Origin of the sequence: uncultured Allobaculum sp. (genome assembly GCF_948576815.1) — a bacterium.
Taxonomy (GTDB): Bacteria; Bacillota_I; Bacilli_A; order Erysipelotrichales; family Erysipelotrichaceae; genus Allobaculum; species Allobaculum fili.
In genome coordinates this window covers 1-10,673 of record NZ_CAPAEZ010000080.1, presented here as the reverse complement: position 1 = coordinate 10,673, position 10,673 = coordinate 1, and the positions used below count along the sequence as shown (strand labels likewise).

Annotated in this window: 8 protein-coding genes; 7 read left to right on the top strand and 1 reads right to left on the bottom strand. The window is 51.5% G+C overall.

The window, feature by feature from the left end; genetic code table 11:
* Nucleotides 1-339: 339 nt before the first annotated feature.
* From rsmD to Q2J39_RS09505, 5 genes are all read left to right on the top strand, one after another.
* Nucleotides 340-897, top strand: coding sequence for a 16S rRNA (guanine(966)-N(2))-methyltransferase RsmD (gene rsmD / locus Q2J39_RS09525; protein ID WP_230266601.1), 558 nt, complete (start codon nt 340-342; stop codon nt 895-897).
* Between the two features lie 158 nt (nt 898-1,055).
* Entirely contained in the window at nt 1,056-1,493 is a 438-nt protein-coding gene (locus Q2J39_RS09520; protein WP_288340359.1) for a hypothetical protein, read from the top strand.
* A gap of 420 nt (nt 1,494-1,913) precedes the next feature.
* The gene (locus tag Q2J39_RS09515) at nt 1,914-3,920 is read left to right on the top strand and encodes an ATP-binding protein (RefSeq protein ID WP_288340355.1); all 2,007 of its coding nucleotides are present in this window, start codon (nt 1,914-1,916) and stop codon (nt 3,918-3,920) included.
* Nucleotides 3,921-4,231: 311 nt separating this feature from the next.
* Nucleotides 4,232-4,936, top strand: coding sequence for a response regulator (locus Q2J39_RS09510; protein WP_230266598.1), 705 nt, complete (start codon nt 4,232-4,234; stop codon nt 4,934-4,936).
* A gap of 616 nt (nt 4,937-5,552) precedes the next feature.
* Nucleotides 5,553-6,371 carry a hypothetical protein gene (locus Q2J39_RS09505; RefSeq protein WP_288340353.1) on the top strand — a complete coding sequence of 273 codons (819 nt, stop codon included), beginning with the start codon at nt 5,553-5,555 and terminating at the stop codon, nt 6,369-6,371.
* Nucleotides 6,372-7,010: 639 nt separating this feature from the next.
* Here the strand turns inward: Q2J39_RS09505 and Q2J39_RS09500 are convergent.
* Entirely contained in the window at nt 7,011-7,511 is a 501-nt protein-coding gene (locus Q2J39_RS09500) for a hypothetical protein (protein WP_230266596.1), read from the bottom strand.
* Between the two features lie 467 nt (nt 7,512-7,978).
* On the opposite strand from Q2J39_RS09500, the gene Q2J39_RS09495 reads away from it, so the two are divergent.
* Together Q2J39_RS09495 and Q2J39_RS09490 are read left to right on the top strand one after the other, a co-directional pair.
* On the top strand, nt 7,979-10,003 hold the full coding sequence (locus tag Q2J39_RS09495) for a BMP family ABC transporter substrate-binding protein (protein ID WP_288340350.1): 2,025 nt from the start codon (nt 7,979-7,981) through the stop codon (nt 10,001-10,003).
* The gene (locus Q2J39_RS09490; protein ID WP_288340348.1) at nt 10,000-10,620 is read left to right on the top strand and encodes a metallophosphoesterase; all 621 of its coding nucleotides are present in this window, start codon (nt 10,000-10,002) and stop codon (nt 10,618-10,620) included. The genes Q2J39_RS09495 and Q2J39_RS09490 overlap by 4 nt, the downstream gene beginning before the upstream one ends.
* The last annotated feature ends 53 nt before the right edge of the window (nt 10,621-10,673 follow it).

Sequence of the window (10,673 nt, the reverse complement as noted above, 5' to 3'; positions counted from 1 at the left end):
AACTAGAAAGGCAAGGCACTGCTCACTTGTGAAGCTTAAGTGAACAGCATTGCACTAGTCGTAGAAAAAAATATAAGAATTTTATAACGAGAATCATCAGAACAGGACAATTTTCTATCCAAACTGGCCGCCTGGATGGAAGCGTTTTCGCAATTGGGATAGACTAAGCGGACCTTTCCGGCCGGAAAAAGCCCTATTCCTTTTTATACGGGCACGTGTGATACGATACAAAGAGGAAAGGCGACAGGAATTTCAAGCGTTCCCTGCGCCGGCTTGCCTTTTCTTTTATACGATCGCAAGCCGTGAAAAAAGCAGGAGAGAGAAAGCAGGTGATAGCTTATGCGCATAATTTCCGGTTCGGCGCGCGGCAAAATCATTGAAGCGCCCGAAGGTCTGGATACCCGGCCCGTTACGGATAAAATTCGTCAGGCTCTTTTCAACATCTGGCAGTTTGATATTCCCGGCAGTTCCTTTCTCGATCTGTTTTCCGGCTCCGGCTCCATGGGGCTCGAAGCCCTCTCGAGAGGCGCCGATCGGGTCGTCATGGTCGAAAAAGGAAAAAAGGCCGCCGATGTCATTCGACGGAATCTGAAAGCCTGCCATTTCGAAAACAAAAACTGTACGCTTCTGGAAAAAGACGTCTTTCTGGCGATTGAACAGCTCAAAAGGAAAGGCGAAAAATTCGACCGGATTTATCTGGACCCGCCCTATACCGTCGATTCCATTTTCCACCCCGTTATGGAAGCCCTTGGCGATGCAGAACTTCTGAATGAAGATGGAGAAGTGGTAATCCGTACGCTTCACACGAAGGAAATGCGCGATGACTACGTAAAGCTGCACCGTTACCGCACGAAAAAATGGGGAATTTCCACCGCCCACTTTTATAAAATTCGATAAGAAAAAAAGAAACCAAAAAGGACAAATAAAATGCAGGAAAGCCGCGGCCTCTTTACTTGAAAGCCTTTCTCGAAAGGTTTACCCTAATCGTCGCGGGGGGCGATAAAGACAGAACAATCCGTCTTTACAGGTCCTGCCTGGAAGTTGAGGTTAATGCGATGCGCCGCTATATTCCGAAGGAACAGCTGATCTTGACGCTTCATCAGATCATCGATTCCGAAAACCCGGAACTGCATTCAATTTATAAGCAGATCATTCTGCTTCGTACTACCAAAGACACAAAAACGTATTCCCATGCCGTAAACATGCTGATCTGTCCAAGACTGATCACGCTCAGCATTCTGAACATTCTCGCGCTCAGTTTCGCCGGCATTTATTTCAATTCGGCTTTGCAGACGAGCCTTCCCGCCGGTTTTTCCGGTGTATGTCTGCTTCTGATCATCGCCTTCACGTTCGCGGAAGTTTTCCGCCTGATTCGGCTTCTCGGCCAGATCCGGCAGGCTATGCGCTACGTCCTGGTCGATGAACTCTTTGCCAGGAAAATTCTGGTGCTTCAGAAACCGCAGGAAGCCCAGACGGCGAAAGCAGCCAAATAAGACTGCTTTCGCTTTTTCTTTACGCAAAAGCCATGCGGCTGACCGATGCTTAACGGCACCTTTATGTCAATTCGCCTATACTGGACTCATACCATCACACTATTCAAATATTCATAACCGTTTTGGACCGATACTGGTCCGGTTTCTTCCCGCTTTTACAGACGGCTTCGTTCGTTTTTTCATTTTGTTTGCACCAAATCTTATTCGAAATGCCTCTATGGCGTTAAGGATGGATAATCATCTTTTACAAATACCTTTTCGATGCATCTTTTTGAAAAGCCCGCGAATGCCCTGTAGACAGCGCGGACTCTTTTCGCATCCAGGGCCTGTTTTCCTTTCTCTTTGGCTTCTTTATAAAAAGCAGGGGAACGGGAAAAAGGCGGAAGAGGAAAAAAGAAAGTTTAGAAAGGCGGTGATTTCATGGCCCTTTCGCAGTCTGTGATCGGACAGACGCCTTTGCCAAAGCATGTGCATGTGGTTGTTGTTCTGACAGCGGACGATGCCTGCAGCCAGGCAATCGACAGCGCAGCCCTGCTCGCCCAAAAACAGGACGCCCTGTTTTCGGCCGTGTATGTAGACACGCCGTATTATCGATCCGTTTCGGAAGCGCGCAAAACCAAGCTGCACGACGCGATTATTTACGCCGCGCAGGCCGGCGCCAAAATCGAAATTTTATCCGGAACCGACCCGGTGTATCAGATCGTCGAATTTTGCAAGTCCAAGCGCGTCAGCCAGCTGGTCATTACCAGGCCAGTCCGGCAGACGGGACTGAATCGCTTTCGCAAGTCGATTGCGGTTTCGCTGATGGACAGTCTTCCGGACGTGCATATCGTGACCGTGCCAAGTGCAGAGCGCACGCACATTCAGACGCAGGGACTGGTCAAGCTTTCCACCAGCCAGTTTTTCCGTCAGCTCGCGATCACCGTGCTCGTTCTTTTTGCGGCGACGGTCGTCGCTTTCCTGGTCGATTCCACGGGTGCGGACGAAGCGCTCCTGGCGCCGATTTACATGCTTGGCGTTCTGATCTGTTCCGTATCGTCCACTTCGCTGTTCTGGCCGATTTTCTCGTCGACCGCAGCGATTATTCTGTTCAACATTTTGTTTGCGTCGCCTCGCGGAAGCATCGTCTACTACCAGACTGATCTGACCCTGGTGTTCGCGATTACCTTTGTCGCCTCGGTCATCGCCGGCGCGATGGGCATGCGCCTGCATCAGGAATCCGATCAGGCCAACAAATCGTCCTGGCGCACCCAGGTGCTGCTCGAAAACAGCCAGCTGCTTCAGGAAACGGAACAGACCAGCGAGCTGATCCCCGCGGTATGTACGCATCTCGCCGGACGCATTCACCGCGATATTCTCTTCATCCCGTATGACGGTCTCGATTTTCAGGAAGCAGCCGCCTATCCGTCGAGTTCGATGTATCCCGTCCATCTGCCGATCGGCCAGGCGGACCGGGACGCGCAAAACGAAGCGGTAAAAATCAAGGACGCCGCCGGCAATCACACCCCCTATTTCAGCGATGCAGCCTATCTGTATTTTCCCTGGAAAATGGACGGGGACGTCATCGGACTGGTCGGCATCAACGGCGGTTCGGATGTGATCGAAGGCTATGAATACATGATCCTCGATTCCATCATTCAGGAAAGCGCCCAGGCGCTGGAAAACCGCATCCGCTCCGAAGAGTTCGAACAGATCCAGCGCGAAGCCGAATCCAACCGGCTGCGCTCCAATATTCTTAAAGGCATCTCGCACGATCTGCGTACGCCGCTGACGTCCATTATCGGCAACGTCACCGCGGCGGAAGAAGGCAAGGATTTCCTGACGCGGGAAGATCTTTCCGACATCTGGCGTACGATCAAAGCCGATTCGCAGCTTCTGTCGAGCATGGTGGAAAACCTGCTGACCGCAGCGCGTCTGGACAACGGCACGATGCCGGTGCGTCCGCAGCTGGAAGTGGTCAGCGAAATTATTGACGCCAGCCTCGACTTCCCGAAAATTTCCAACGAAACTCATCCGCTTCAGGTGGATATCGATGACGATCTGCTTCTGGTCAATGCCGATCACGGTCTGATCTCACAGTCGATCACGAACATGGTGCTCAACGCCATCTACCACACGCCAGCCGGCACGCAAGTCCGTCTGCACGCCTATGAACAGGACGGCTGGGCCATCGTAGACGTCGAAGACCAGGGCCCGGGTATTCCCGATGCGGAAAAGCCGGCGATCTTCGATCTGTTTCATACCGGAAGCAAGGGAAATGTGGACTCCAACCATTATCTGGGACTTGGCCTGTTCCTGTGCAAGTCGATTGTCGATGCCCATCAGGGCAAGCTGACTGTCCGCGACAATACACCAGAAGGTTCGATCTTTACTCTGGCGCTCCCCCTGGCCGAAATGCCCTCGGGCGATGTGCCGGATCTGGGATAAAGCAAGCCTGTTTCTAACAAGCCGTTTGTTCTGAATGAAAAGCCGCTGCTTACGGCGGCTTTTTCATCACTGCCGTATACCCGCTTCGACTGGGTCTGAACCCGGATCATTCCGGCCGTTTTGCGAAAACAAACACGCCGGCAGCCTTGCCCCTCATTCAGCGGCGCCGGTCAATCTGTTATACTTATGTAGGCATATCTGCGTGGATTCATACGAAATTTCCATATCCCAAAGACGGAAATTTTCCCCGTCGCGCAGATCGTGCAAATCTGTATCTTTATCCCATCGCTGGAAGGAGACGTAATTCTCTTATGAATACAACAACTGTTCTGGTCGTCGAAGATGACAATTCCATTCGCAACCTGATTGGTACCACTTTAAAGTCGCATAACTATAAGTATCTGATGGCTCCCGACGGCAAAACCGCTATTCTGGAAGCCTCCACACACAATCCCGATGCTATTTTCCTGGATCTGGGTCTTCCGGATATGGACGGCGTCGATATTATCCGCAAAGTTCGTACCTGGTCGAATGTCCCGATCGTTGTCATTTCCGCACGTACCGATGACGAAGATAAAATCGCCGCGCTCGATGCGGGCGCAGACGATTATCTGACCAAACCGTTTTCCATTGTGGAACTGCTGGCTAGACTGCGCGTTGTTGAACGCCATCTTTCCAACCAGCCGCAGTCTTCCGTATCGACCTCGGTATTCACCAACGGTCCGCTTCGCATTGACTACGCATCCAATCAGGTCACGATCAACGGCAACGAAGTGCACCTGACCCCGATCGAATTCAAGCTCCTGACGCTGCTTTCCAAAAACGTCGGCCGCGTTCTGACCCACAACTACATCACGCAGCAGATCTGGGGTTCGAATTCCGATAACGAAATCGCCTCCCTGCGCGTCTTCATGGCCACCCTGCGCAAGAAGCTCGATTCCAAATCCGGATCCGGGGGTCCGCATTTCATCCAGACCCACATCGGCGTCGGCTACCGCATGATGAAAGTGGAATAAGACGATCCAATTTTCTTTCCCGTTTCCAGCTCAGGCTTGAAACGGATAGATCCCATTCAAAACTTCATACCCCCGAAGCGTCCATACAGAGCGCTTCGGGGGTTTTGCGTTTCCCATTTTGGGAAGATCCTGGTCTGGATCGGATTTTGTGACCATTTTGATCCAGATCAGATGTCTGGTTTTAAAAAACAGTACGTTTCTTTGGCAGGTCGGACACCTGGTATACACTGATAAAAACCGGGATCGATAAATATAACCGCAGCTGTGAACAAAATAAACTCGAGAGCGCGCAGGATGCTGCTGTAAAAAATGCCGGTGAAGGGAAAAAGGCTTCTTAACGAACGGAAAAATCCGTATTCAGAAACACTCCGCATCCTCTGAACCTTCAGAAGATGAAAAAAGAGACTGGAACTCCAGATGTCTGGTTACAGCGATCCCCAATCCACGAAATAAAAACAATTGAATAAAAAAGAGAAAAGCAGAGCGAGAATCCCCGGAAATCGAAGGGATACTCCCTATGATGGGATGCGATCATGCAGATCCGTACTGAGGAGTATCCGCGCAAAGCGTGAATCGTACGTCTGGATTTCCATACTTGCCGCTGCAAAAAAAGAAAATGAAAAAATCCAAGCTGCTCTTCCTGTTCACTGCCGTTTCCATCGGGATGAGTTCTCTCACCCTGACAGGATGCGCTAAACCGAGCGGGAGTGAATCATCCAATGCACCGGCGACCGCTCAAGGGAAGAAAGAAAAACCCGTATACGGGCATTTCAACAAGGACGGTTTGTATCGATTTGAATACGCAAATCGGGATATCGAAGACATTTTGAACACGGAGTTTTCCGAATACATCACCAGCGCCGATGGAAAAGTCAGAGTCATGAAGTCCGCTCTGGGAGATGAAACCTGCTATGTTTTAAACAAAAATCTCGTTGTCGAATTTTCGGATGGTGCTTACCGTTCCCTCGACATCCATATCCGCTCAAGAAACGGAATCGATGACAGTTCTGAAACCATGGAGCTGGGCGGAAAGATTATGGGATCGCTGGTTTCCGCTTACGGAGGATATCCTTCCATGGATGAGCTGACGCAGGATACTTTCAACCGGTATGAGACGTACCTGGCCAATTTAAGCTCCGATAACGGAACAACCGCGTATGGCGCAAAAGCAAACGATGGACTGCTTATGACCATGCTGTACGAATACACTCCGTCCACCCTCTATGTAACCCTTGGCGTTAATGAAACCACGTTCAAAAACGATGAAGCCTTTTTAAAGGCAGAATCTCAGGTTGCAAAAAGCTACGGTATTGCCGAAGACGGCACGGTCGTTTATCCAGCTATCGATGCGCCCAGCGTTCAGCCTCTGTTTTTCCATGAGAATGGAGATATATCCGATCTGTGGGATGTCGTCGACGGGAAAGTCAGCGAGTAGCTGCCTGTTCAGCCGCTGCGGCAGAAACGAATGAATAGTTTTCAGATTTCAGACCAGAGGAAAACCGTTCCGTTTTAAACGAGCGATCTCTGGTTTTCTTTTTGTGCGGCGGACTGGATGATGTCTTTCCATTTTTCGGCGTCTTGTGGTGACGGGCTCTTAGAGCCGTCTGTCCGGAAAACGGAATTCCTGTCCAAAGGCTTCTTTCCTGCGTCATCGTTTTCGAAACTCAGAGTTTCTGAAGATACCTGGAATGGCTCGCTTTTATCGATGTATAAAAAAAATGGAGCCCGAAGGCTCCGCGTTCACTTTTTTTATGCAGGCAGAGAACAGCCTGTTTTACAAGGACGGTATGTATGGTTTGGAACATCAGAAGGTATTAGAGTTGAAAATTATAGAACACATCGATCGAACAAAAGCAATTATGGTCACGTCTCGCCCTTATAAACACCGTACCCTGCACCGCGTCCCCCAACGCAGACCCAAAGTACACTGAAAGTATAAGAAAATGCGGGTTTTAAGTCAATGTTTTATTATAAGCGCTTTCAACTTTCTGGTAGTTTATTTTACCTTTTTAGATTGAAAGCCCTTTATAAACTGACTAAAACCCGCTATTTTATTTCTTCTTATTGATTTTTATCAGAAACTGTGGACAGTCGTTGTGATGCTCGCGTTCGGTTCATAATTGAATGCCGGCTCGCGGCGCTCTTCGTAAACGTCCAGCGAAGGAGTCCGGTAAGTTTCCCGCGTAATCGTCACTTCGCGCTGTCCGGTAAATTCGATGTGAACTGCCTTCGTATACGTGGCCTGCTCCGTCGAGGTCAGCACGTTTTCACTGGTCACCTCAATCGAAGCGATAATTTCCCCGCCAAACTCAGACAGTTCGATGGTGTCGCCGTTCACATACTCTGGAATTTTATTAATCATTCTCACCCTCATCTGCGGATAGCCCTCCGGCGTTTCCACAGCCCTTTGTGTTCGGTAGCAGGAGTCAATCAGGACTCCCCGGTTGCGTGACAGAACCAGCACGATTTCAACCGGCTTGGTCAGCGAATCCTTCGGCGTCGGCATGATGATGCGCTCCGCCTTACGGCCGATCAGCTTCCCAAGCAGATCCATTTCCTCTCGTGAAAGATTCATGGTTTCCAACCTCTTTTCTTTTTAGATTTTCAAGTGTTCCTGTATCGGGCAGGCCGCGCGAAATTGTTCTGGTTTTGACCCTTTCAGCCTATTGGATTTGGATGAATAAAAAATGAAACGCGATGCGATTGTCTGGCTTTTTTGATGGTCAAAGCGTGCGCGGAAAATGGACCGGCAGTTTCCGGTACTAAAAATGGTCGGACAGGAAGCGTTGGGCTGATCTCGTCATGTGCAGCCGCCGGCTTCTATCCTTCTTTGCACCCCTTATTTTAGAAGGTTTGCCCTGGAATATGAACAAGGCGTCCAGAGTGGATGCTTGTCTGTCCCCTTTGGTCAGATTCCTAGTCCTAAAGTCCATAATCGGGACCCGCCTGTTCTGGAAGGGATATCGACCGGCAGAAGTTTCGCTCAGGCGTCCGCTTCGGGCGGCCGGAAAAAACACGGTACGATTTAAACGAGGTGATTTTATGTCCGCTGCATCCGAAGCCTATGCCCGCACCCGCAAGTCTGCGCTGGCCGAAACCGCCCGGCGCGAAGAAGCCGGTCTGGATCCGACGCTGCCCGTACTCGATCCGTATCTCAAAAATTTCCAGGTCGTCTCGCGCCAGGTACTGCGCGAGCACGAAATTCAGGTCAGCCATATCGTCGGTACCGTCCATGCCAGCCGTACCGAAGCGTTCGCGTTTAATTTCATGCCGCTTCTGGCAGAAAACAGCGAATTTGCGGCGAAGTGGATGAATCTGTATACGAGCGCCATGGAAGAAGGCCTTCGCGATCCCATTACGGTTTACGAAGTGTACGGCCGCTTTTTTGTCGAAGAAGGCAACAAGCGCGTTTCCGTCACAAAAGCCCTGGGCAATCCGCTGATCCGGGCGCGCATTACCGAGCTGATTCTCGATCCCAAAGGGATGGAAGACGGCGACCTGTATGAGGCGTATCTTCAGTTTCGAAAACTGACCGGGATTTCCACGCTGCTCATGAGCCGCAAGCGCAACTATCGAAAGCTGCTCAAGCTGCTCGATGTCAGCGAGTCCCACCCGCTTTCCGCTCAGCGCCGGGACGATCTGCTTGCCCTGTACGCGCAGTTTGAAGGTATTTTTGTTCAACGGGCTCCTGAGCGGACCAAAGCGACCGCCTCGGATGCCTTCCTGCTCTTTCTCGAAGTATTTGGAAGCGACGTCTCCCGCGTTCAGACGCACGCGGAAATGGAAAAGGAATTTGACGTACTGCTTCCCGCCATCGAGTTATATCCGCACGGCCTGAAAGCCGCCCTGCTCACCGCCAGCGATGTATCGGAGCGAAAGCCGATTCTTTCCTTTTTAAGCGAGCCGGTCAAAGCCGCGCTCATTCAGCCCGGCGATCCGCAAAACAGCGTCTGGGCCAGAGCCCACGAAGAAGCCTTTGAAAAAATGGCGCGAACGCTGGGCGACAAAGTCATCATCCGCATATGGAACGACGTCAATACGGCTTATGAAATCGAAGACGCGCTGAGCGAAGCGGTCAGCTGGGGTGCGAACGTCGTCTTTACGAGCCATCCGATTGAACTTCCGGAAACCAACGCGTTTGCGGCCCGCTATCCCCAGATCAAGTTCCTGAACTGCTCGCTCAATCCGGAAAACACAGCCGTTCGGTCGTACTACACCCGCGGCTATGAAATCCAGTACTTGCAAGGAATGGCCGCCGGCGCCCTTTCCACATCCGGCCGTCTGGGCTACATTGCCGACTACCCGATTTTCGGCGCCATCGCCGACATCAACGCCTTCGCGCTCGGAGCCAGAGCGGTGCGCAGCGATGCAAAAGTGTATCTCGACTGGTCCACCACCCATTCGGCGACCAACCGGGAATTTCCGATGGATATCGACCTGATCTTCATCGGCGGTCAGGATTTCGATCTGCGCAGCCGCTCCGGCCGTCAGTTTGGCCTGTTCGACGTGCGCAGCGGCCAGTTCTGCAAAATTTCTTCAGTCGCTCAGAAGTGGGACGTCTTTTACACCCGCATCATTTATTCCATTCTCAACCGCACGTACCGCAGCGACGAGATTCATCACAACACCCCGTCCATCAACTACTGGCTCGGCCTTTCCAACGGCCTGATGGACATTCAGTTTTCCGATCATCTGCCTCTGCAGACGCGAAGACTGATCAGCCAGATCCGCGACGATATTGCCGATCAGCGCTTCTTCGTCTTTGAAGATCTCGCCTGCGTGCCCTCCGAGCGCGATCGCCTCCAGTCGCTAAGCATGGAAGAAATCGCGCATATGGACTGGTTTGTGGACGGCGTTATCGGCTATCTGCCCGATGAAGACAATCTGATGCCCGAAGCCGAAAAGCTCGTCACCCTGCACGGCCTGGATCTGGAGGAAGCCGACAGTTCTGAAAGCAAGGCGCAGGCCCATCCGGAAGCGGCTGAAAACAGAGAGGATGTCCAGAATCCGGATCGTTCGAACGACGCCAGGAAGAGCTCCCTTCAGGAAAGCCCGGATCGCTCATGAAATCCGCCAAGATTCTTCTGCTTTCCGATGAAGTCGTTCCCCAGTATTTCCGCCTGTGGACGCCGAAAACGTTTGAGGGAATCGATCTGATCATTTCCTGCGGTGATCTGCCCGCCAGCTACCTTGAATTCATCGCCGACCGCTTTGACGGCTATGTTCTTTACGTGCCAGGCAACCACGATCTCGGCTACGCCTCCCATCCGCCTTTAGGCTGCGTGGATATTGACGAGAAAATCTTTGTCTGGAAAGGCCTGCGCATTTTAGGCCTTGGCGGATCGATGTTTTACAACGGCGGCCCGCATCAGTATTCCAATAAGGAAATGGACCGGCGTATCCGCAAGCTCTGGCCGCTCTTCTGGAAACATGGCGGATTTGATATTCTCGTCACCCACGCCCCGGCTGCCGGCCATTACGACGGCAAGGATCCGTGTCATACCGGCTTTGAAGGCTTTGGCCGGCTGATCGAACGCTACCATCCGCAGTTTTTCTTTCACGGCCACATCCATCTCAATTACGGCGACTATCCCCGCCGCTATGTGATCGATCAGACTGCGGTCATCAACGCCTATAAAAGCTACATCGTCACCGTTCCTCTTCCCGAAGAGGGCGAGAAATAATGTAAGTGTCAAACAATCGACGGGTATACGCGAGACTGAATATTAGATACGCT

What these genes read in the sequence shown, in the direction of transcription:
- rsmD (WP_230266601.1), top strand. Translation starts at nt 340, where the DNA reads ATGCGCATAATTTCCGGTTCGGCGCGCGGCAAAATCATTGAAGCGCCC.
- Q2J39_RS09520 (WP_288340359.1), top strand. Translation starts at nt 1,056, where the DNA reads ATGCGCCGCTATATTCCGAAGGAACAGCTGATCTTGACGCTTCATCAG.
- Q2J39_RS09515 (WP_288340355.1), top strand. Translation starts at nt 1,914, where the DNA reads ATGGCCCTTTCGCAGTCTGTGATCGGACAGACGCCTTTGCCAAAGCAT.
- Q2J39_RS09510 (WP_230266598.1), top strand. Translation starts at nt 4,232, where the DNA reads ATGAATACAACAACTGTTCTGGTCGTCGAAGATGACAATTCCATTCGC.
- Q2J39_RS09505 (WP_288340353.1), top strand. Translation starts at nt 5,553, where the DNA reads ATGAAAAAATCCAAGCTGCTCTTCCTGTTCACTGCCGTTTCCATCGGG.
- Q2J39_RS09500 (WP_230266596.1), bottom strand. Translation starts at nt 7,511, where the DNA reads ATGAATCTTTCACGAGAGGAAATGGATCTGCTTGGGAAGCTGATCGGC.
- Q2J39_RS09495 (WP_288340350.1), top strand. Translation starts at nt 7,979, where the DNA reads ATGTCCGCTGCATCCGAAGCCTATGCCCGCACCCGCAAGTCTGCGCTG.
- Q2J39_RS09490 (WP_288340348.1), top strand. Translation starts at nt 10,000, where the DNA reads ATGAAATCCGCCAAGATTCTTCTGCTTTCCGATGAAGTCGTTCCCCAG.